20 protein-coding genes are annotated in these 21883 nt (G+C 39.5%); 7 read left to right on the top strand and 13 right to left on the bottom strand.

From position 1 onward, the window contains the following. Window position 1: 1 nt before the first annotated feature. Complete coding sequence (gene tilS, locus QS62_RS08965; protein WP_066109042.1) at window positions 2-1297, top strand: tRNA lysidine(34) synthetase TilS; 1296 nt, start codon at window positions 2-4, stop codon at window positions 1295-1297. Window positions 1298-1303: 6 nt separating this feature from the next. Here the strand turns inward: tilS and purN are convergent, their stop codons facing one another. Then, entirely contained in the window at window positions 1304-1954 is a 651-nt protein-coding gene (gene purN / locus QS62_RS08960; RefSeq protein ID WP_066109039.1) for a phosphoribosylglycinamide formyltransferase, read from the bottom strand. Then, the gene (purM, locus tag QS62_RS08955) at window positions 1954-2994 is read right to left on the bottom strand and encodes a phosphoribosylformylglycinamidine cyclo-ligase (protein ID WP_066109037.1); all 1041 of its coding nucleotides are present in this window, start codon (window positions 2992-2994) and stop codon (window positions 1954-1956) included. The genes purN and purM overlap by 1 nt, the downstream gene beginning before the upstream one ends. Window positions 2995-3200: 206 nt before the next feature. On the opposite strand from purM, the gene upp reads away from it, so the two are divergent. From upp to hda, 3 genes are all read left to right on the top strand, one after another. Beyond that, window positions 3201-3827 carry a uracil phosphoribosyltransferase gene (gene upp / locus QS62_RS08950; protein WP_066109034.1) on the top strand — a complete coding sequence of 209 codons (627 nt, stop codon included), beginning with the start codon at window positions 3201-3203 and terminating at the stop codon, window positions 3825-3827. 51 nt (window positions 3828-3878) lie between these two features. Then, window positions 3879-5135, top strand: coding sequence for a uracil-xanthine permease family protein (locus QS62_RS08945; protein ID WP_066109031.1), 1257 nt, complete (start codon window positions 3879-3881; stop codon window positions 5133-5135). 100 nt (window positions 5136-5235) lie between these two features. Next, a complete protein-coding gene (hda, locus tag QS62_RS08940; RefSeq protein ID WP_066109028.1) occupies window positions 5236-5931 on the top strand; it encodes a DnaA inactivator Hda in 696 nt (231 codons plus the stop codon). Window positions 5932-5933: 2 nt separating this feature from the next. Here hda and QS62_RS08935 read toward each other — a convergent pair whose 3' ends face one another. Then, complete coding sequence (locus QS62_RS08935; RefSeq protein WP_066109026.1) at window positions 5934-6242, bottom strand: DUF5377 family protein; 309 nt, start codon at window positions 6240-6242, stop codon at window positions 5934-5936. 112 nt (window positions 6243-6354) lie between these two features. On the opposite strand from QS62_RS08935, the gene QS62_RS08930 reads away from it, so the two are divergent. Beyond that, window positions 6355-7416 (top strand): AI-2E family transporter, encoded by a 1062-nt coding sequence (locus QS62_RS08930; RefSeq protein WP_066109023.1) that lies wholly within the window; start codon window positions 6355-6357, stop codon window positions 7414-7416. A gap of 5 nt (window positions 7417-7421) precedes the next feature. Here QS62_RS08930 and mreD read toward each other — a convergent pair whose 3' ends face one another. The 3 genes from mreD to QS62_RS08915 all read right to left on the bottom strand — a co-directional run bounded on the left by mreD (window position 7422) and on the right by QS62_RS08915 (window position 10028). Then, on the bottom strand, window positions 7422-7910 hold the full coding sequence (gene mreD / locus QS62_RS08925) for a rod shape-determining protein MreD (RefSeq protein WP_066109020.1): 489 nt from the start codon (window positions 7908-7910) through the stop codon (window positions 7422-7424). 1 nt (window position 7911) lies between these two features. Next, entirely contained in the window at window positions 7912-8910 is a 999-nt protein-coding gene (mreC, locus tag QS62_RS08920; RefSeq protein WP_066109017.1) for a rod shape-determining protein MreC, read from the bottom strand. A gap of 65 nt (window positions 8911-8975) precedes the next feature. Next, the gene (locus QS62_RS08915; RefSeq protein WP_156536746.1) at window positions 8976-10028 is read right to left on the bottom strand and encodes a rod shape-determining protein; all 1053 of its coding nucleotides are present in this window, start codon (window positions 10026-10028) and stop codon (window positions 8976-8978) included. A 344-nt stretch (window positions 10029-10372) separates the two neighbouring features. Between QS62_RS08915 and QS62_RS08910 the strand changes: the two genes are divergently transcribed. Then, window positions 10373-11170: a YadA family autotransporter adhesin gene (locus QS62_RS08910; protein ID WP_066109015.1), complete on the top strand. Its 798-nt coding sequence runs from the start codon at window positions 10373-10375 to the stop codon at window positions 11168-11170. 101 nt (window positions 11171-11271) lie between these two features. Here the strand turns inward: QS62_RS08910 and QS62_RS08905 are convergent, their stop codons facing one another. From QS62_RS08905 to QS62_RS08885, 5 genes are all read right to left on the bottom strand, one after another. Then, a complete protein-coding gene (locus tag QS62_RS08905) occupies window positions 11272-14346 on the bottom strand; it encodes an efflux RND transporter permease subunit (protein WP_066109012.1) in 3075 nt (1024 codons plus the stop codon). Window positions 14347-14369: 23 nt separating this feature from the next. Continuing rightward, window positions 14370-15560, bottom strand: coding sequence for an efflux RND transporter periplasmic adaptor subunit (locus QS62_RS08900; protein ID WP_066109009.1), 1191 nt, complete (start codon window positions 15558-15560; stop codon window positions 14370-14372). 28 nt (window positions 15561-15588) lie between these two features. Continuing rightward, window positions 15589-16164 carry a TetR/AcrR family transcriptional regulator gene (locus QS62_RS08895; RefSeq protein WP_066109006.1) on the bottom strand — a complete coding sequence of 192 codons (576 nt, stop codon included), beginning with the start codon at window positions 16162-16164 and terminating at the stop codon, window positions 15589-15591. Window positions 16165-16360: 196 nt separating this feature from the next. After that, a complete protein-coding gene (locus tag QS62_RS08890) occupies window positions 16361-17449 on the bottom strand; it encodes an aldo/keto reductase (protein ID WP_066109003.1) in 1089 nt (362 codons plus the stop codon). A gap of 134 nt (window positions 17450-17583) precedes the next feature. Beyond that, a complete protein-coding gene (locus tag QS62_RS08885; protein WP_082966170.1) occupies window positions 17584-18441 on the bottom strand; it encodes an alpha/beta fold hydrolase in 858 nt (285 codons plus the stop codon). Window positions 18442-18548: 107 nt separating this feature from the next. Here QS62_RS08885 and QS62_RS08880 point away from each other — a divergent pair, with 107 nt between their 5' ends. After that, entirely contained in the window at window positions 18549-19460 is a 912-nt protein-coding gene (locus QS62_RS08880) for a LysR family transcriptional regulator (protein ID WP_066109001.1), read from the top strand. 2 nt (window positions 19461-19462) lie between these two features. Here QS62_RS08880 and QS62_RS08875 read toward each other — a convergent pair whose 3' ends face one another. Next, complete coding sequence (locus QS62_RS08875) at window positions 19463-20290, bottom strand: NADPH-dependent F420 reductase (RefSeq protein WP_269147576.1); 828 nt, start codon at window positions 20288-20290, stop codon at window positions 19463-19465. A 154-nt stretch (window positions 20291-20444) separates the two neighbouring features. Further along, window positions 20445-21734: a citrate synthase gene (locus QS62_RS08870; protein ID WP_066108996.1), complete on the bottom strand. Its 1290-nt coding sequence runs from the start codon at window positions 21732-21734 to the stop codon at window positions 20445-20447. Window positions 21735-21883 lie beyond the last annotated feature (149 nt).

Below are 21883 nucleotides of genomic sequence, written 5' to 3'. Positions count from 1 at the left end.
TATGTGTTCATTGATTGATGAATTAATTAAACAAATTAACGAAAACGCCTTGCAGAACAAGGCGTTTTTAATTGGTTTTAGTGGTGGTGTAGATTCAACAGCATTATTGCACCTGTTTGTTGAGTTACGCCAACGTTATGATTTTCCACTACGAGCTATTCATATTCATCATGGACTAAGTGTTAATGCTGATCATTGGCTAGAACATTGTCAGCAATTTTGTGCACAATTTAAGATTCCTTTTATTGCCAAAAAAGTGCAATTAGCGTCATCAGCAAATATTGAAGCGGAAGCACGAAAAGCGCGTTATCAAGCTATTCAAGCAGAATTACAAGCGAATGAAATATTGGTTACGGCTCATCATTTAGATGATCAATGCGAAACTTTTCTGTTAGCGCTAAAACGTGGTAGTGGCGTGAAAGGGTTATCGGCAATGCCTACACAAACACAATTATTTTCAGTGCCGATTTTTCGCCCTCTGTTAAGGATTACCCGATCTCAATTAGAGCAATATATTACTGAACATCAATTAGCGACCATTTTCGATGAAAGTAATGATGATACGAGATATGAACGTAATTTCTTACGCAATGAAGTGTTGCCATTATTAAGAGCACGTTGGCATAGTATTGATCAAGCGATTGTTCGTTCTGCTCAATTATGTGCGGAACAGCAACAATTATTAGAAGAGCTATTACAACCGATTTTGTTACAACATTTGTCCGCTGATGGTTGTTTTAATCTGCAGCAGTTTGCTGATTATTCGAGAGAAAAACAAAAACAATTATTGCGGTTATGGTTAGCGCATTGGCAGCAACCAATGCCGACACAAAAACAGTTGCAAGTTTTGTTAGATGAAGTGGTGGCAGCAGAACAAGATCGCCAACCGGAATTACAGCTTAATAATCGAATGGTACGTCGCTTTCAGGATCAGCTATATTTAACACCGATCTATCAATCATTACAGCAACAGATATTGCCATTAGCAATTGGGCAAACTTTATTATTACCTGATGGTTTAGGCGAAATTAGCTGTGAACAATCTGCTCAAGGTTTGCTATTGAGTTGGCAGCAACATCAATTCGTTGTGCTACCACCAGTGAATTTTCAACAGATGACTATTCGTTTTCATTATTCAAAGAGAGTAAAAATTGCTCCGCAAGCAAAACATACTGACATCAAAAAAGTTTGGCAAAAATTAAAAGTGCCAACGTGGCAGAGAACACGTATCCCGTTACTCTTTATTGATGAACATTTTTATGGGGCTATCGGCTATTTTAAGAATTATGCAGAATAACTTGCATTATTCTGCATCTGCTAAGGTTTTAATAATCGGTGTTGTTAATGGTTGGTTATCGAAATAGGCTTGATCGCGAAATACTAAGCGTTGTTCAACAAACCAATTAATAATTTGCGGATAGTAGTATTGTTCGTAATGCTTCACTCGAGTCGATAAACTCTCTTCCGTATCTTCTGGTAAGATTGGTAACTTGAATTGAAAGACTAACTGCCCGCCATCCATTTCTTCATTGACAAAATGCACACTAAAACCATGTTCTGTATCTTTATTTTCTAAAGCACGTTGATAAGTATGTAAACCAGGATATTTTGGCAATAAAGATGGGTGAGTATTTAATATCTTACCAGCAAAACGTTGCGTAAATTCAGCGGTAAGAATCTTCATATAACCGGCTAAGACAATTAAATCAACTTGATATTCAGCCAGTAAATCACCAATGGCTTGATCCATTTGTTGGTTGTCAGCAAAATTTTTACGCACAAAAACGTGGGTAGGAATATTAGCTTTTGCTGCACGTTGTAAGCCATAGGCGCTGGCTTTATTGCTAATCACTGTAACAATATCAGCATTGAGCTGACCAGCGTTACAAGCGTCAATAATCGCTTGTAACGTTTGTCCTTCACCAGAAATTAAAACAGCAACTCTTTTTTTCATTAGCGAATCACAACTTGTTGAGTTTCTTGTGGTTCAAGGTGTTCAATTTGTCCAATCACCCACGCTTTTTCACCAGTTTGCGCTAATAAAGCTAGAGCAGTTTCAACATCTTCTTGTGGTAAAGCAATCACCATACCAACACCACAGTTGAAAGTACGATACATTTCATAAGTATCAACATTACCGTTTTCTTGTAACCAACGGAATACTGATGGCCATTGCCAGCTTTTCTCATTGATGACTGCACGTACATGATCAGGTAATACACGAGGAATATTTTCCCAGAAACCACCACCAGTTAAATGTGCAATAGCGTGTACATCAACGTGTTTAATTAACTGAAGGATAGATTTCACATAAATTTTAGTTGGAGCAAGTAAATGATCAGCTAATGGTTTTCCATCGAGTAATGTTTCTGCTGGTGAAACTTTTGCAAGCTCAATGATTTTGCGGATTAATGAATATCCATTAGAGTGTGGGCCAGAAGAGGCTAAAGCAATTAATGCGTCACCAACACGTACTGCGCTACCATCAATGATTTCATTTTTTTCCACAACACCAACACAGAAACCGGCAAGGTCATAATCGTTAGCGTGATACATACCCGGCATTTCTGCTGTTTCACCGCCAATCAATGCACAACCAGATTGTTCACAACCGTCAGCAATTCCTTTGATTACATCGCTTGCAACGTCAACATCAAGTTTGCCAGTAGCATAATAATCAAGGAAAAACAGTGGTTCAGCACCTTGTACAATTAAGTCATTAACACACATAGCCACTAAGTCAATACCAATGGTGTCATGCTTATGAAGATCAATCGCTAAACGAAGTTTTGTGCCTACGCCATCAGTACCGGAAACCAAAATTGGTTCTTTATATTTGGTCGGAATTGCACATAACGCACCAAAACCGCCTAATCCGCCAATCACTTCGGCGCGGCGAGTACGTTTTACATGAGGTTTAATTCGATCAACTAATTCATTGCCTGCATTAATATCAACGCCAGCGTCTTTATAACTTAATGTTTGTTTGTCCACATTTGCTCCTTAGGTGGGTTGACAACTATCATCGGGCGCAGATTGTACACGATTAAGCAATCGTTTGCGATATAGATCACTCATAAATGCAAGAAATATTTTGCGATAGATTAGGTTATTTGCAGATTTTTGGTAGTGAGTATGGCTATTTGCGAATTGGTAGTTTAAAATCGTGCGATTTTTTTGAATTTTGAGAGGGCAACAAAATGAAAATCGTTGAAGTAAAACATCCGCTTGTAAAACATAAACTTGGTTTAATGAGAGCGGCTGATGTTAGCACAAAACATTTCCGCGAATTAGCGACAGAAGTTGGTAGCTTATTGACTTATGAAGCAACCGCTGATTTGGAAACGGAAGTCATAACGATTGATGGTTGGTGCGGACCGGTACAAGTTGAACGTATTAAAGGGAAAAAAGTGACTGTTGTGCCAATTTTACGTGCCGGTTTGGGAATGATGGAAGGCGTATTAGAACATATTCCAAGCGCTAGAATTAGTGTAGTGGGAATGTATCGTAATGAAGAAACCTTAGAACCAGTACCTTATTTCCAAAAATTAGCGCCAGATATGGAAGAGCGTTTAGCGATTATTGTTGATCCAATGTTAGCGACTGGTGGCTCAATGATTGCAACAATTGATTTGTTGAAAAAAGCACAATGTCCAAGAATTAAAGTATTGGTATTAGTGGCAGCGCCAGAAGGTATTAAAGCGTTACAGAATGCACATCCTGATGTAGAGCTTTATACAGCATCAATTGATGATCATCTGAATGAGAATGGTTATATCATTCCAGGTTTAGGGGATGCCGGCGATAAGATATTCGGTACTAAGTAGTATTGAATATCTTTTTTTTAGTTAATTTATCCAGAGAGGTGAAACTATTTTATGAGTCAAGATACTCAATCTCAAATTGCTGAAAGCAAAGTGAAGCAGGCGTTTGTCGGTCTGCAAATGTTGTTCGTTGCTTTCGGTGCATTGGTGTTGGTGCCGTTGATTACCGGTTTGGACAGTAATACCGCATTATTGACTGCCGGTGTCGGTACGTTGTTGTTTCAATTATGTACCAAACGCCAAGTGCCAATCTTCTTAGCATCTTCTTTTGCCTTTATTGCACCAATTCAATACGGTATTGCTACTTGGGGTTTAGCAGTAACTTTAGGTGGACTGGTTTGTGCCGGTTTAGTCTATGTGGCATTAAGTGCATTAGTGAAATTGAAAGGTGTTGAAGCGTTACAACGTGTATTTCCACCGATTGTAGTTGGTCCGGTAATCATCATTATCGGGATGGGACTAGCACCAGTTGCCGTTGATATGGCACTTGGGAAAAATAGTAATTATAGCTACGATCAAGCGCTTATCGTATCAATGATTACATTATTGACGACTTTAGGTGTTGCGGTATTTGCTAAAGGAATGATGAAATTAATTCCAATTATGTTTGGTATTGCAGCTGGCTATATTGTTTGCGCTTTTATGGGGTTGATTAACTTACAACCTGTTTATGATGCACCTTGGTTTAGCGTCCCTACGATTACAACACCAGAGTTTAAGTTAGAAGCGATTTTATATTTGTTACCAATTGCGATTGCACCTGCAGTAGAACACGTTGGTGGTATTATGGCAATTAGCTCTGTAACAGGAAAAAACTTCTTACAAAAACCGGGCTTACACCGTACTTTGCTTGGTGATGGAATCGCAACATCTGTTGCTTCTTTTTTAGGTGGTCCACCAAATACAACTTATGCAGAAGTGACTGGCGCGGTGATGCTAACTCGTAACTTTAATCCAACGATTATGACTTGGGCAGCCGTTTGGGCGATTGCAATTTCATTCTGTGGCAAGGTTGGCGCCTTTTTATCGACAATTCCAACCATCGTAATGGGTGGTATTATGATGTTGGTATTTGGTTCAATTGCAGTAGTTGGAATGAGTACCTTAATTCGTGGTAAAGTGGATGTCACAGAATCACGTAATCTTTGTATTATTTCGGTAGTGATGACCTTTGGTATCGGCGGTATGTTTGTTAATTTTGGTGAAGTTTCATTAAAAGGTATCAGCCTTTGCGCTATTGTGGCGATTTTATTGAATCTAGTTTTACCAAAAGAAGCTAAGAAAGCAGAAGAAACTGAAGTATCACAATAGTTGCTGAAAAAATCGGAAAACATCAGGTGGAAAACTTGCTCAACCTGATGTTTTTCTTTATTCTTATAACCAATTTTTTCTTTGCTCATTAGGTAGTTTTTTGCAGCATCAATATATTTTACCCATTCACGAATTTGATCCTGAAACATTTGAGAATTTTGATGCACAGCATAATCAAGTGCTATGTAGTTCTTTATTTGAAAATTTTGCTCATTTACATCAACCATTTTTCTATCTATGGGGAACAAAGAGTAGCGGTAAAACCCATATTTTAAAAGCAGCAAATAATCTATTTTTACAGCAAGAACGGGCTTCTATCTATATTCCATTAACTAAAACCAATTATTTTTCACCAGAAATTTTGGAATCATTGGAAGAGTTGGATTTAGTTTGTTTAGATGATCTTAACGCGGTTGCGGGTAATCAAGAGTGGGAAGTGGCAATTTTTGATCTATTTAATCGGATTAAAGAGAGCGGTCATACGCTATTACTGATTAGTGCAAATGCACCAGCGCAGCAACTTGCGATTCAATTACCAGATTTACGTTCTCGCTTAAGTTGGGGAGAAAGTTATCAGTTAGCGGAATTATCTGATGATAAAAAAGCAGCTGTGTTGCAACAAGCTGCTCGTAAACGAGGGTTAGAATTGCCTGATGAAGTGGCGAAATTCCTATTAAATCGTTTAGATCGCGATTTAACTTACCTCTTTTCTATTTTAGACAAATTAGATAAAGCCTCTTTACAAGCGCAGCGAAAATTAACTATTCCGTTTGTGAAAGAGCAGCTTCATCTGTGATGTTAGGCTAATTGGCTTTGTAATTGTCCAATTTTGACACCTAATAAGCCCAATGAAACGGGATCTAATGACTCACCTAAAAATTTAAATAGGCTCTCTAAATCAGCAAATTCTTGTGTAAATTCAATATGATTTTCGACTTTACGGGTAAATTGATAATGTAATGATTGCTTTGTATAAATAGCATCTAATTGAATAGAAACAGTTTCAAATAAATGATTTCTTGCGCCTTCTTCACCGGGATCGCTTTGACGAATCACCCAACTATTTTGATACAGCGGATAGGTTTGAATTTCAGTTGTGTTGTTCATTATTATTTCCTTGATATTACTAGTGAAAAGGTGCGCATAGTATAGATTTAGTCTTTATTCAAGTAAATAACTTGCTTATAATCTAAGAGCTTTTGATGCAAGGAGTTTTGATATGTTAGCCGTTTTTAAAGAGTGGTATAAACGTCGTTTTAGTGATCCACAAGCCGTAGGATTATTTAGTTTAATTTTAATTGTTTTTGCAGTTTTTTATTTCTTTAGTGATCTTTTTACACCATTATTGATTGCGATTGTATTGGCTTATTTATTAGAACTCCCAATTCAATACCTTTCCACTAAATTTCGATTTCCACATATATTGGCATTAATTGTCGTTTTAGGCGGCTTTATCGCAATGGTCTTTTTTATCCTATTAGTGATGGTGCCAACATTGTGGAATCAAACGGTAAATCTCTTGAAAGATTTACCAACAATGAGTAATCAACTACATCAATGGGTATTATCATTACCGGAGAATTATCCAGAATATGTCGATTATGCGATGATTGATACGATTTTTAATAGTGTGCGTGAGAAGATTCTCGGTGTTGGTGAGTCTGCATTACGTTATTCATTAGTTTCTATTGTCAGTGTAGTCACTATCGGTATTTATGCCTTTTTGGTGCCGTTGATGGTTTTCTTCCTTATCAAAGATAAAGATTATTTAATTGCTGGAGTTACTCGATTTTTGCCGCAAAATCGCCAATTGGTAAACCAAGTTTGGGATGAAATGAAACAACAAATTGCGAATTATATTCGTGGTAAAGTGGCAGAAATTGTGGTGATGACTGTAGTCAGTTACGTTACCTTTTTGTTGTTTGGTTTAAATTATTCACTGTTATTAGCGGTCGCTATTGGTTTGTCAGTGTTAGTGCCTTATGTGGGCGCAGTATTGGTAACCATTCCACTAGCATTAGTTGCATTATTCCAATTTGGTTGGTCTGCAACATTTGGCTATTTAATGTTGGTTTATACTATTACACAAATCCTTGATGGCAATTTATTAGTGCCTCTATTGTTTTCTGAAGCAGTAAATTTGCACCCTTTAGTTATTATTGTGTCAGTGATTTTCTTTGGTGGTTTGTGGGGATTCTGGGGTGTATTTTTTGCTATTCCATTAGCCACATTAGTAAAAGCGATTATTAGTGCATTACCGCCAATTAATGTGGCTGAATAATTTGCTTAGCGTAATGATAGTTTACGGCGCAATCCACGCAAAATAAGGAACAGCCATGGCCATAACACGCCGCTTAAAATTGCGCCGGCAATTTCTTGTGAATTGAAAATGGCGCTATGCAAAAAGAGTTCCAGTAAGAAGATCGCGATGCGAATAATAAATACGCAGAGAATTACCAATAGGCTTTGCTGCCATAAAGAGAGATTGCGTAGAATCATTGAATTGACTGCAATTAAATAAGCGAATACAGAAAGAATTAACGCATGAATTCCTAAAATAGAACCGAGTACTAAATCCCAAACTAATCCAGTCAAAAAGGCCATCCCAATATTAATGCGTCCGGGAATTGCCATTACCCAATATAACAGCACTAAGATCAGCCACGCTGGACGATAACCAGAAAAATCTGCCGGCCAAGGCATAATTTCAAAGACTAAAGCGATAATAAAAGTGACGGCAATCATCAGCCATTGGAATACTACATTTGGTCTCATACTATTCTTCTTCTACTTTTTCTTTAGTTGGTAATGGCTTATCCAAGTTGTCAGCAGGTAATGCACTATTTCCTTCTGCTGGTGGCTCTGTTGATGGTGCAGCTTGTTGTGATGACAAACGTTGTTTCACCACCTCTTTAATTTGTGCTGGCGAATTACTGTTTAAGCGTTTCATATCTTCATTAGTTGGCCAAAGCAGCAACAAATAGCGTAATCTTTCTAATGAAGCGAGTGGTTTAGCAATAACGGTAGCAAAATAGTTGTTACCTTCACGAGAAACAGATTCCACAATCGCGACTGGATAACCTTCAGGGAAACGCCGACCTAAACCAGAAGTAACTAAGAGGTCGCCTTTTTCAATATCAGCAGAGCGAGAAACATTATCGAGTACTAGTTCATCTGGACGCCCTGTTCCACTAGCAATGACGCGGATATCTGAACGTAATACTTGTAATGGAATAGAATGAGTAACGTCAGAAATTAATAACACGCGACTGGTATTGTGGCCAACAGAGATAATTTGCCCAACGACACCTTTTTCATCAATCACTGGTTGGCCAACATAAGCGCCATCTTTTTCACCTTGATTGATCACCACTTGTTGGCGATAAGGATCGGTTTCAGCGGTTAAAACTTCCGCAATTTTCTTATATTCATCATGACGTAACGGTGAATTTAACAACAAGCGTAAACGTTGATTTTCTACTTTGAGTTGATCAAGTAGAAGTAAATCAGCATTTTTTTCTAACAATTGATCTTTTAAAACTTTATTCTCAATTTGTAGGGTACTGGTATCCACTAAATTATCAGATACACCATCTAACACTGAACGTGGTGTATTAGCGAGGTAATAGATCCAACTGACAGTTGTTTCTAACATACTTCGGATCTGTAATAAATTGCGTGTTTGTCCGTCGGAAAACATTAAGATTACCGATACAAATACTGCAAATATTAGTCTAACGCCAAGAGAGGGAGATTTTGTGAATATTGGTTTCATACCATCAAATTACAAAATAAAGCAGCTTGAGGACAAGCTGCTCTAATTGAGTTCAAGATCAAAGATTACTCATCACTAAAAATGTCACCGCCAAGCATATCGATCATTTCTAATGCTTCACCGCCACCACGAGCAACACAAGTTAATGGATCATCGGCAACAATAACCGGTACACCTGATTCTCTAGAAAGCAGAATATCAATATTCTTCATTAAGGCACCGCCGCCAGTTAGTACCATACCGCGTTCAAAAATATCCGCAGCAAGTTCTGGCGGACATTGTTCTAGTGCAGTGCGTACAGCACGCACGATACCATCAAGCGGTTGTTGGATAGCTTCTAAAACATCACGTGTATTTAAAGTAAAGGTTCTTGGCGCGCCTTCTGCAAGATTATGTCCATGCACTTCCATTTCTAAAATTTCATCGCCTTCTTCGATATAAGCGCTTGCTAATTCTTTCTTAATTCTTTCAGCAGTAGTTTCACCAATAGAAGAACCGAAAGTACGACGTACATAAGCAATAATGGCTTCATCAAAACGGTCACCACCGATACGTACAGAAGAGGAGTACACTACGCCGTTTAATGAGATAACAGCAACTTCAGTTGTACCACCACCGATATCGATCACCATAGAACCGGTTGCTTCTGATACTGGTAATTTTGCACCAATTGCTGCTGCCATTGGTTCTTCGATCAAGTGAACTTCGCGTGCACCAGCACCGTAAGCAGATTCTTTAATTGCACGACGTTCAACTTGTGTTGCACCTGCAGGAACACAAACTAATACACGAGGGCTAGGGCGCATAAAATTATTGCGATGTACTTGTTTGATAAAATATTGCAACATTTTTTCTGTCACAAAAAAGTCAGCAATTACACCGTCTTTCATTGGACGAATTGCACTGATACTTTTTGGTGTTCTACCTAGCATTAATTTTGCTTCACGACCCACTGCCGCGATACTTTTGAGTGAGCCAACACGATCTTGACGAATGGCAACGACTGAAGGTTCATCAAGTACGATGCCTTGACCTTTAACATAAATAAGGGTGTTAGCAGTCCCTAAATCGATAGAAAGGTCATTAGAAAATAAACCACGAATTTTTTTAAACATAATTTTCCGCTTATTTGAGTAATTAAATTAGGGTTGTTTTTTTACAGTGAAAAAATTGGTGTAAATTTACCAAAAAATCAGGCTGTTTAATAGGGAGAGGATAGGATTTTTTTGATATTCTCTCCCTTCTAAAGGAGGTGTTTTGCGATACAGAGCGGTAAAAGGTAAAAAAACAGAGTGCGGATCACAAATATCATTTTCTCTAATTGATTTCTACCCCCCCCCCTAGGTAGAATGCTTATAACAAAAAGTCTTTTTATGAATTAACTTAGAAATTAAAGCTTAAGATAAGCAATAAGTTAGTCTAAAAAATGTGAGTAACTAAACTAAAATAAGGGGAAATATCCATGTTAATTAAATTAGATAGATCATTTTTTATGTATTTAACACTGATGTTGTCAATATCTTTTAATGTTTTTGCTAAAGATGAGAGTAGTGGCGATGAAATAGTGCCTGCTGACGATTGTGCTCCTTGTGAGAGACTAGATCTTATTGATGCCATACTTGGTGTTAATACTTGGGAAAAAGTAAGCAACTATTCCGATAAACAATCAGATTTTTACAAGGATGTAGTTCTGAATTCTATTCCTGGCGAAGAGGGCAATGATCCCGATGCTGTTGCAAAAATGAAAGAATTTATAAAGGGAAACACAATAATTGGGACATTAGAAAGCGGCATAGAGACAAATAAAACTGACATTAGTGGGAATAAAACTTCGATAACAGATAACAAAAACGCGATAGATGCGAATAGAATTGTTATAACCAACAATACTAATGCGATAAATGCGAATAGAACTGTAATAGAAAATCATGAAGATCGTATTCAACAACTTGAAAGCAGAAAATTAAATTTGGATAAGCAAATTAATCAATTACATCGCGATATAAAATCATTAGATGATCGTCTTGCTAGTGGGATTGCAGCTAGCAATGCAATGGCTGGTTTAGTTTCGGCGACTAAAGATGGAAAAAGTATGATTGCTGTCGGTTTGGGGACTTATCGTGATCGTAGTGCTATTGCGATTGGAATATCAAGATTAAGTGATAATGGGCGTTGGAAAGCAAAATTTAGTTTTGCAACAGGAATGAATGGTAGTAATAAAGATCTTAGTACATCAACGTCTATTGGCTATCAATTCTAATTGTTGTTGAATCTTAAATGAAAATGTTCCTTTTTTGTTTTTAGATTATTGATAAAGGTCTGGATAATGCTCCAGACCTTTTATTTTATTAAAGGGGATAATTAAGAAGCGCTTTCTTCAAAGACTGGCAACGGCTTGTGTTTACTTGCTACTAAGGTATAAATTACCGGTAATACAAATAAGGTAAACAATGTGCCGATAGCTAAGCCAGATACGATGACGATACCGATACTGAAACGAGATACCGCACCGGCACCGCTTGCGTAAAGTAACGGAATCAAACCGGCGATCATTGCGGCGGTGGTCATCAGAATTGGACGTAACCGCACTTTTGCCGCATAGCTGATGGCTTCAATACGATCTTTGCCGAAAAGTAATTGTTGTTCTTTTGCTACTTCACACATCAAGATTCCGTGTTTGGTGATTAAACCGACCAAAGTAATCAATCCCACTTCTGAATAAATATTGAGCGTTGTACCGGCAATGCCGAATAACGACAGAATATTTAACATCAATAACGCGCCACTGATTGCCAACGGTACGGAGATCATAATGACCAACGGATCGCGCATTGATTCGAATTGGATGGAAAGTACTAAGAAGATAATCAGTACCGCTAGTACGAAAGTGACTGCAAGCGCATTACCTTCCTGTACGAATTGACGTGCTTCGCCTTTGAAGTCATAGCTGTAATTGCTTGGCAACAAAGAAGCCCCTTCACCTTCAAACCACTCTACCGCATCACCAACAGAGCTGGTCGGCATTGGAATGGCACTGATAACGGCGGAACTTAACTGATTGAAACGGCTTAAAGAAAGCGGTTCAGAGTTAATTTCCATTTTGATTAAGTTACCGAGCGGCACAGAATCACCGTTTGCAGCAGTAACGAAATAGTTATTCAAATCTTCCGGATTTAAACGGTCTGCACGCGGCACTTCAGAAATGATTTTATAGGAACGTCCGTCGATACCGACACGAGTGATTGTGCCGCCGGCGAGATAACTTCCCAATAATTTACTGATCTGCTGCATACTGATACCGTAAGTACCTGCTTTTTCTTTGTCGATAGTAATGTGCATTTGCGGTGTATCGAATTTCAAATCAAGGCTGTTATAAATAAACTTACCGGATTTTCTTGCCGCATTTAACACTTGTTCTGCCACTAACGCAATTTTGTGAATATCATCCGCAGAGGTGATAACGAAACTGACCGGAGGTCCTTGTTCACCGGTTTCAATTTCTGGGAAAGAGAAGCCGTTTACACTGATTTCCGGAATAGCTTTCGCTTTCTGGTTGATCTCATTTGCAATTTCAGTTTGGCTGCGGTCACGATTGCTCCAGTTGGTCAAACTGGCGATTGCCAATGAACGGTTGGTACTCGGCACACCGGAAATCACCATAGAGAATTCCACTTCAGGCGTTTCTGAAAGGATTTTCTCATACTGTTTCATTGCATCCTGTACATAATCAATATTGGCATTAGATGGTGCTGTACCCAATGCTAAAATCGCACCTTTATCTTCATTCGGGGTTAATTCACTGGAAAGATTGCTCATTAACACCGGCAAGCTGGCGAAAATCAATACCGCAAAGAAAATCACCAATTTACGGCTGTCCAACATCAATGCCAACATACGTTGATAGAGATCAGTTACGCTGTTCAAAGTACGTTCAACACGAATTTCCAGTTTGGTCGGATTGGTGTGAGCTTTGAGGATATTACCGCACATCATTGGTGACAGTGTTAACGCAATAATACCGGAAATAAACACCGCACCGGCAAGGGTTAAGGCGAACTCTTTAAACAGCGTTCCGGTAATTCCGCCCATCAACGCCATTGGTGAATATACCGCACAAAGCGCAATAGTCATTGAGATAACCGGAGTGGCGATTTCACGTGTACCGATAATTGCCGCACGGAATGGGGTTTCGCCCTCTTTGATATGTCGGTCGACATTTTCCAACACTACGATCGCATCATCCACCACCAGACCGATAGCGAGAATCAACGCCAGTAGCGTCATCAGGTTGATCGAGAAATCAAAGAATTGCAGCAACATAATTACCCCGATAAGTGAAATCGGAATAGTGACCACCGGAATAATCATTGCACGGAAAGAGCCTAAGAACATTGTGATCACGACAAGCACGATTACGGTTGCTTCAAAGATGGTGTGAATAACCTCGTTGATAGAGTCGTTAATCGCAATGGTTTTATCGTAAAGTACACGACTTTCGATACTGTTAGGTAAGCTTTCTTTAATAGAGTTATAAAGCGGATAAATGTTTTTTACCACAGTTAATGGATTAGCATCAGCGGCAGGATCAATGCCCAAAACAACAGCATTTTCACCATTTGCAGCTGCACGAGCATTATCACTTTCTTTATCCATATCAACTTTAGCAATATCGCCAAGTTTTACGATATTGCCATTTTTAGAGAATAACACTAAGTTGCGTAATTCATCGGCAGATTTTGTGGTAGTATCAACTTTGTTTTTATAAGTTACATAATAGCTATTGGCACTACCGGCTGCAGTTTGCACGTTATTTTGGGATAATGCTCCCATTACATCGCTGGCAGATAAACCAAGTGCAGCCATTTTTTCAGGTTGTAACCAAATGCGTAAGGCATAAGAAGCACCACCGAAAACTTCTACTTTTGCCACACCGGATACAGTAAAAAATTGAGGTTTTACAACACGTTCAATATAGTCAGTTACCTGACTGGAATTTAGTTCTTTCGAGGTGAAGCCGATATACATAATACCGGAACCACCAGTAGAAGAGGTAATAGTCGGGTCTTCAATATCGGAAGGTAATTGCGAACGAACAGAGTTCACTTTTGCCAATACATCCGCCAAAGCACCGTTCGGATCGGCATTTAACTTCATTTTTACAGTAATGCGAGAAGAACCTTGCGCACTGGATGAAGACATATAGTCAATGTTATCCGCTTGCGCAACCGCTTCCTCGATTTTTGAAGTAATAAATGCTTCGACCAATTCCGCGTCCGCTCCCGGATAAGCTGTCGTGATATTAATCACGGTAGTGACAAGTTTTGGATATTCCCGAACTGCCAGTTTTGATATTGCTTGTAATCCCAGAATGACAATCAACAAGCTAATCGAAATGGCAAGCACTGGGCGTTTAATAAAAAGATCGGTAAATTTCATCTTTTTTCCTAATTTGCTAATGCTTAAAGATTAGTTTTTGTTTCTGGTTCAGTAGCACCAATCACCGGTTTATCAACCACTCTGACATAACTGCCGCCGCTGACATTCTGCAACCCACCGGTAATGATATAGGTGCCGGCTTTAAGTGCAGGGTTTGCTGCTAATTGAGCGTGAACACTGCGACGGTCTTTAGTTTGCACTGTGATTTGTTGTGCTTTATAGACATTATCCAACGGTTGGTCGCCGAGTTTCGCTTTATCTTCTTCTGTAAGCGGAACGAGGATATAAGCGGTTTCACCATACATATTGTAGCTGATGGCAACTTGCGGCACGACCACTTGATTGGTTTCGGTTTGACGTTCTACTTTAAGATGAACGAACATACCGGAAATTAATTTGGTTTGCCCTTCAAAAGTGGCTTCCACTTCGACTAACCCGGTGGATTTGTTAATAGCCGGTTCGATCGCGGTGATTACTGCTGAGAAAGTTTCATCAGGATAAACATCGCTAACCGCTTTTACTTGCTGTTGTAGATGTAATTGACTGAGTTCGTCTTGTGAAATGCCGAAATTGACTTTCATTTTGCTACGATCTTCAACACGTACAATTTCAGTACCAGCAGTAACATACTCACCAACATTAACTTTGACAATCCCTGCTTCGCCATCAAAAGGTGCAATAATTTGGCGACGTTCAATGGTTGCTTTAAGTGCATTGATGGTGGCAACAAGGTTTTCATAAGTGGCTTTCGCATTGTCTAATTCTGTTTTTGAAACACTGTTAGTCTTTGCTAAAGAAAGATAGCGTTGATAAGTTAATTTAGCGGCAGGCAATTTTGCTTCTGAAGCAATAAGATTTGCCTTTTCAACAGAATTATCTAGTTCAACTAACACTTGTCCTTTTTTCACATGTTGACCAGATTTAATGTTTACGCTTTGGATCATCCCTGTCGATTGTGCACTTAACATTGCGCCTTGATTTGGACGGATTAAGGCGGTGCTATTGATTACAGGAATCCAATCTTGCGGTTCAATTTTAATTGCCGTAATTGGGGTAATATTAGGTGGCATATTCGCTAGAAACTCATTTGTCTTGGTTTGCTTAATAAAGTGTGCTGCAATAACTAGCGCAAATATTAAGATGGCAACCAACAAAATAATTTTTACTAGGAACTGTTTTGAACGACTAGGCTTCACTGCCTGAATATCAGTCATTTAATCTTCTCCGTATAAATGAAATTAGTTAAGAAATAGGTAAAATAGCATTCCAGCTATGTTTGATAACTTGTTCTAGCATCTGTTTATCACTTTTAATATGTAGATGTAGATCCTTTTCGACCATTTTAAAAGCACTTTCTAGGCTTAAGCTAAATAGAACTTCTTTTGGTAAATCAGCAAGTTCTCCGGATTGTTTTCCTTTATTAACGAAATGAAACCAGGCATCTTGTTCTGGATTGTGGCATTCACGTGTCATTTCATAAAAATCAGGTAATGCTTTATATTGATTCACGTTAAGAATGATGTAAGGTTTATTGTGTAATAAATCCCAAATGTTCCACCACATTTGTCGATATTGATCAAATAGTGACATTTGTGAGTTAACTCCTTTATCTATACATTCCTGAACTTGTTGGAAAATATTAAAAGCCAAGCGCTTTAAAAGTTCTTCTTTGCTTTCAAAATAGATATATATCGTACCAGCAGCAATTCCTGCTTCTTTAGCGATTTTTTGCATGGAAAGTTGGTGAATACCATATTGTGCGATTAATTTTTCCGTCGAATGGAAGATATGTTGAAGCATTTCATTTTCTGCTGTCATTGGATTATTTTGCCCCCTTCTTTTATTATGAATGAACGTTCGTTCATTCTATTTTTTTTGTGATCAAAGTCAAGATTTTTATCGAGCTAAACATCAGAAAAGAGTAGTGAAAATCGGGGTAGGACTAATATCAGAAAAACTAATAGCACAAAAGCAAAACGGTACTTTTGTGCTATGTTTAATTCAAGATAGATATTTAATAATGATCCTGTGCATCACGCGGACCGTAAGGGTGTATTTGTGAAGGTACTCCGTTAACGGTTGTACCGCCTTGATGCAGAGCAGTGGCATTACCGCGCAAAAACGCTATCGGGAACGGCAATGTCGGCTCGGTCAATTTATCCAATTGCTGAATATGTTGATCATCCAGCTGCAAGCTGAGTGCCTGTACATTGTCTTCGAGATGTGCCAAAGTGCGCGCGCCGATAATGGTCGTTTGCACACCGGGACGATTTTGCACCCAAGCCAAAGCAACACGAGGAATGGTGCTGTTCAATTCTTTGGCGATAGCGGCTAAAGCGTCAACAATGGCAAAATGTTTTTCCGTCATACGCGGCGCCATTAATGCTGCACGACCGCCGGAAACGGTTTTCAGATTATCACGTCTATATTTGCCGCTGATGCGTCCTGCCGCTAACGGTGCCCAAGGCATAACCGCCATTCCCAGTTCTTGCGCCATCGGGATCAATTCGCCTTCCACTGTACGCTCGGCAAGTGAATATTCGATTTGGGTGGCAATAAACGGTGCCCAATGGTTTTGACGGGCAATCATTTGTGCTTGTGTCGCTTTCCATGCCGGTGTATCGGAAACGCCAAGATAACGGACTTTGCCTTGTTTGACCAAGTCATTGAGAACGTTCATTGTTTCTTCAATCGGCGTATTTTTATCCCAATGGTGCATCCAATATAAATCGATGTAGTCGGTACGCAGACGACGCAACGATTCATCGCAAGCGGCAATAATTGCTCGCCGACTTGCTCCGCCGCCATTCGGGTTGCCGGGCGAAAGATTAGTACCGAATTTGGTGGCAATAATCATTTTTTGCCGTTTGCTCGGTGACGATGCAAGGTGATCACCGATAATTTTTTCGGAATGCCCTTTGGTATAGCCGTTAGCGGTATCAAGAAAATTGCCGCCTAATTCAATATAACGGTCTAAAATGGTTTGTGAATCTTTAACACTTGATCCCCAACCCAAATCTTCGCCGAAAGTCATTGTTCCTAAGGCAAACGGGCTGACACGCAAACCCGATTGACCTAAAGTGATATAGTCATCTAATGCCATACTTGGTCTCCTTAAAACAGATTGAGCCAGTGAAAAGGGAGAGGCAGCCAACATGGCGAGTAAGGCTGTACTCTGGATAAAACGTCTTCTGTTGAATGATGTTGTTTGCTCTTGTTGCATGATTTCATCTCCTTTTAACGAACGTGTTGTAATAATTCCGCGGTTTCCTTCGGTGCAGTTAACATCGCGGCGTGACTGCTGTTGACAACAAAAGTGTCGCCGATATGTTCTTGCTGAAATCGTTGATAAATAGGGCGGAATAATGCACCGTTAAAACGTCCGGCTAAAATAAAGGTATAGGCAATATGTTTAGGACGTTGTGTCAATGCTTTTGACGGTTGTAAAAATGTACCGACAGGTTGCGGACTGATGCGCGGTGCAACATATGCGGCAAGTTTCGCGTCTGTAATGCCGACTTCCTGCATAGATAAAGGCGGAATATCTTGATTATTGCCTGCTAAATCAGCCATCATCGCTAAATAGCTTTGATCCGGAATATAGCTGGCTGCTGAACGTCCTTTTTCAGGAAAGTAGGCGTCCAAATACACCATAGATGCAATACGATCCGGGATTTGGGCAACCACATTGCTGATTACCATTCCGCCGTAGCTCCAACCGACCAATACAACGTTGTGTAAATCTTCATCTAAAATCAGATTGACAATATCGTCAGTGTGGGTATCCAAATTGATGCCTGTTTGGCGTAAATGACGACGATCTCCTAATCCTGTTAGGCTGGGTGTATAGACGGTATTCCCGGCAGCACGCAGTTGTTGTGCGACATCTTTCCATACCCAACCGCCAAACCAAGCCCCATGCACCAAAACATAAGTGCGTGATTGGCGATTCTCCTGATTTGTCGATACGGCTGACGATACTGCTGTTGCAGCAGTATTTTGTGCAACGGCATGATTTACACCGGAAAACAGCAACAGTAATGAAACGAAAAAAGTCCACACCATTCGCCATTTAGCAGTAGAAAATAAATGCATAAATATTTGCCCTCATTTGATTTATTGGTGATGAGTGACATTATGAAATCTTTTATTTATACTGTGAAGAACAACAATTTGAATGTTAAGGTGAATATATTTCAACAATGAGCAGAGAAAATTTAGCCGATTTACAGGCATTCGCTTTGGTTGCCAGAGAGAAAAGTTTTGCGCGTGCAGCTGCGAAATTAGGCTTATCGCGTTCAGCATTGAGCCATACGATCAATGCTTTAGAAAAACGTTTGGGTATTCGTTTATTAACGCGGACGACACGCAGCGTATCGACAACCGATGCCGGAGCAAGATTGCTGGCAACATTGGAACCGCGTTTGGCGGATATTGAAGCTGAGCTGACCGCTTTGACGGAATTTCGCGAAAAACCGGCAGGAATGGTGCGTATCAGTGCGGCAGATTATGCCATTAATATGTTGTTGTGGACGAAATTAATGCCGTTGTTAAAGTCAAATCCGGATATTCAATTAGAGCTGAATATGAATTACGGTTTAATTGATATTGTGGCTGAAGGGTTTGATGCCGGTGTGCGTGCAGGAAATTTAATTGCAAAAGATATGGTTGCGGTATTGATTTCGCCTAATGAACAGTTAGTCGTTGCCGCCGCACCTGAATATTTAGCCCAAAACGGTACACCGACAACGCCGGATGAATTAACGCATCATAGCTGTATCAATCTGCGTTTGCCGACTTATGGCGGATTGGCTGTGTGGGGATTGGAAAAAGAGGGAAAAGCCGTTAATGTGCGTGTTGATGGTCGCGTGATTGTCAACAGTACTTTTATGGTTTTAGAAGCGACACTGGAAGGATTAGGTATCGGTTATATTCCGTTGAAATTGGCTGAACCGCACTTCCAATCAGGGCGTTTGGTTCCGTTGTTACAGGAATGGTGGACAAGTTATGATGCTTATTTATATTATCCGAAACGGCGACAAACTTCGTCCGCGTTTGCCGCTGTCTTGGATGCCTTAAGAGTGAGTCCGCCACGCAAACGGAAAACACGATAACGCTATTTTGCTTGCCGCTGTTGATAAATTTCAGCAACTAATTGTGTATGAATGGTTGGTAAATCTTCGGCATAACCGCCGACAGGAAAGTGCCGTTGCGTATTTGCCGCCATCTCTTTGACTTGTGACGCGGTTAAAGGTTTGCCTGCGTGCGTCAAATAATATTGACGCGCCTGTTCTTCATTGAATTCGTCAGGAATAGTTGGCACATACGGCCAAACATATAACGGCGTGCCGGGTTCAATCCGCCAGCTTTCAGACAGTGTACCGATATCAACCGCGTTATAACCGATGTGCTGAATAAATTCGATAACGGTTTGTTTTGCCGCTTCATCATCACCGGCAACAGGCAATGTTGTTCGTTCCGGATGATTGAGCGGACGCGCATTGGCATATAAATGATGAAAATCCAGATTATGTAACGCTTTGACGACAAAGCTGTCTTTAAGATGATGTTGAATCATTTCACTACTGGTCAAATGTGCCTGATCCAAATCGGGAAAATGACCGTCACGCACCGACGGATAATAATTCATCGTTTCGATCACGATTTTAGATGACAACGCTTTTACCGGCAGCATTTGATAAGCGGAAAACGGAATAGCGGCAATCACCAAATCGCTTTGAAAGGCAACTTCTTCTACGGATGCGATTTTCGCTTTATCACCTAAAGATTGTTTTAATGCCGACGCATTTTTCGATTGGCTGAGAATGACATCATAACCCTGTTCGACGCATAAACGTGCAAGCGCACTGCCGATCATCCCCGTACCGAGAATACCGATAGTATGTAACTGCATTGAAAACTCCTTATTTTTACAATTTTTGATAACATTATCTGTGTTTTTATTGGTGTGGAGAAGTCAATAAACTTGAATGCAGTGATGTAGAAATTTCAACAATTTAACAATAAAGAAGAGTAGATAAAAAACACCCACACCATTATCGCTAATAGTGTGGGTAAACAGTTAAGGTAGGAGGAATTTAAATTTTATCCATTGGTTCAAAATCACGTTGTTTCGCGCCAGTATAAATTTGACGTGGACGAACGATTTTGAAATTACCTTGGTTATACATTTCTTTCCAGTGCGCAATCCAACCTACGGTACGTCCTAAAGCGAACATTACAGTAAACATTGAAGTTGGAATACCGATAGCTTTCAAGATAATACCAGAGTAGAAGTCAACATTTGGATAGAGATTCTTTTCAATGAAGTATGGATCGTTAAGCGCGATACGTTCTAATTCCATAGCAACATCGAATAATGGGTTATCAATTTTTAATTCTTGTAATACTTCATGACAGGTTTGACGCATTACTTTTGCACGTGGGTCATAGTTTTTATATACACGATGACCGAAGCCCATCAAACGGAATGGATCATTTTTGTCTTTTGCACGCGCAATAAATTCAGGAATACGATCAACAGTACCAATTTCTTCAAGCATATTGATACAAGCTTCATTAGCACCACCATGAGCTGGTCCCCAAAGTGAAGCGATACCTGCTGCGATACAAGCAAATGGGTTTGCACCAGAAGAAGCTGCCGTACGAACAGTTGAAGTCGAAGCATTTTGTTCGTGGTCAGCGTGAAGAATAAAGATACGATCCATTGCTCTTTCTAATACAGGGTTGACTACATAAGGTTCACAAGGTGTTGCAAACATCATATATAGGAAGTTACCTGCGTAAGATAGATGGTTTTGTGGGAACATAAATGGTTGGCCGATAGAGTATTTATAACACATCGCCGCTAAAGTAGGCATTTTGGCCAATAAACGAATTGCTGTTAATTCGCGGTTTTTCGGATCTTTAACATCAATAGAGTCATGATAGAACGCTGCTAATGCACCACTTACCCCACACATTACCGCCATTGGATGTGAGTCACGACGGAATCCGTTAAAGAAGCGGCTAAGTTGTTCGTGTGCTAGTGTGTGACGTTTAACGAGTTGAACGAATTCTTTATATTCTTGTAAGGTAGGACGTTCTCCGAAAAGTAATAAGTAAGCTACTTCTAGATAATCTGCATTTTCTGCAAGTTGGTCAATTGGATAACCGCGGTGTAATAAGATTCCTTTGTCGCCGTCAATATAAGTAATAGATGATTTGCAAGTAGCGGTTGACATTAAGCCGGGGTCAAAAGTGAAGAGTTTTTGTGAAGTAAGTGATTGTACATCAACTGCATCATAGCCTAGTGTTGCTCTATGTACTGGTAGGTCATATTCGCGGCCATCACTAAGCGTTAGCTTTGCAGTAAGTTCTTCTGACATAAATTCCTCCTTATATTGTCTTTCTTAGAAATAAGTCAGTATGATATTGTTAGCTCATTTATATATATGTTAATAACTTGTTATGCAATATATCACCATTATTTTTTGACTGCTCCTATTTTTTTTTAAAATTAGAGGTAGATCAAAAA

The organism is Gallibacterium salpingitidis, assembly GCF_001678495.1.
Lineage (GTDB): Bacteria > Pseudomonadota > Gammaproteobacteria > Enterobacterales > Pasteurellaceae > Gallibacterium > Gallibacterium salpingitidis.
The sequence above is the reverse complement of the archived record's forward strand: the minus strand, read 5'-3'. Positions and strand labels throughout refer to the sequence as shown.

Excerpts from the sequence above, each read along its gene's own strand:
- QS62_RS08935 (WP_066109026.1), bottom strand. The coding sequence starts at position 6,242 with ATGAACAACACAACTGAAATTCAAACCTATCCGCTGTATCAAAATAGT.
- QS62_RS08895 (WP_066109006.1), bottom strand. The coding sequence starts at position 16,164 with ATGACAGCAGAAAATGAAATGCTTCAACATATCTTCCATTCGACGGAA.
- mreD (WP_066109020.1), bottom strand. The coding sequence starts at position 7,910 with ATGAGACCAAATGTAGTATTCCAATGGCTGATGATTGCCGTCACTTTT.
- QS62_RS08890 (WP_066109003.1), bottom strand. The coding sequence starts at position 17,449 with ATGGCATTAGATGACTATATCACTTTAGGTCAATCGGGTTTGCGTGTC.
- QS62_RS08930 (WP_066109023.1), top strand. The coding sequence starts at position 6,355 with ATGTTAGCCGTTTTTAAAGAGTGGTATAAACGTCGTTTTAGTGATCCA.
- QS62_RS08880 (WP_066109001.1), top strand. The coding sequence starts at position 18,549 with ATGAGCAGAGAAAATTTAGCCGATTTACAGGCATTCGCTTTGGTTGCC.
- QS62_RS08885 (WP_082966170.1), bottom strand. The coding sequence starts at position 18,441 with ATGCATTTATTTTCTACTGCTAAATGGCGAATGGTGTGGACTTTTTTC.
- QS62_RS08945 (WP_066109031.1), top strand. The coding sequence starts at position 3,879 with ATGAGTCAAGATACTCAATCTCAAATTGCTGAAAGCAAAGTGAAGCAG.
- QS62_RS08870 (WP_066108996.1), bottom strand. The coding sequence starts at position 21,734 with ATGTCAGAAGAACTTACTGCAAAGCTAACGCTTAGTGATGGCCGCGAA.
- tilS (WP_066109042.1), top strand. The coding sequence starts at position 2 with ATGTGTTCATTGATTGATGAATTAATTAAACAAATTAACGAAAACGCC.
- QS62_RS08905 (WP_066109012.1), bottom strand. The coding sequence starts at position 14,346 with ATGAAATTTACCGATCTTTTTATTAAACGCCCAGTGCTTGCCATTTCG.
- upp (WP_066109034.1), top strand. The coding sequence starts at position 3,201 with ATGAAAATCGTTGAAGTAAAACATCCGCTTGTAAAACATAAACTTGGT.
- QS62_RS08910 (WP_066109015.1), top strand. The coding sequence starts at position 10,373 with ATGTTAATTAAATTAGATAGATCATTTTTTATGTATTTAACACTGATG.
- mreC (WP_066109017.1), bottom strand. The coding sequence starts at position 8,910 with ATGAAACCAATATTCACAAAATCTCCCTCTCTTGGCGTTAGACTAATA.
- purN (WP_066109039.1), bottom strand. The coding sequence starts at position 1,954 with ATGAAAAAAAGAGTTGCTGTTTTAATTTCTGGTGAAGGACAAACGTTA.
- QS62_RS08900 (WP_066109009.1), bottom strand. The coding sequence starts at position 15,560 with ATGACTGATATTCAGGCAGTGAAGCCTAGTCGTTCAAAACAGTTCCTA.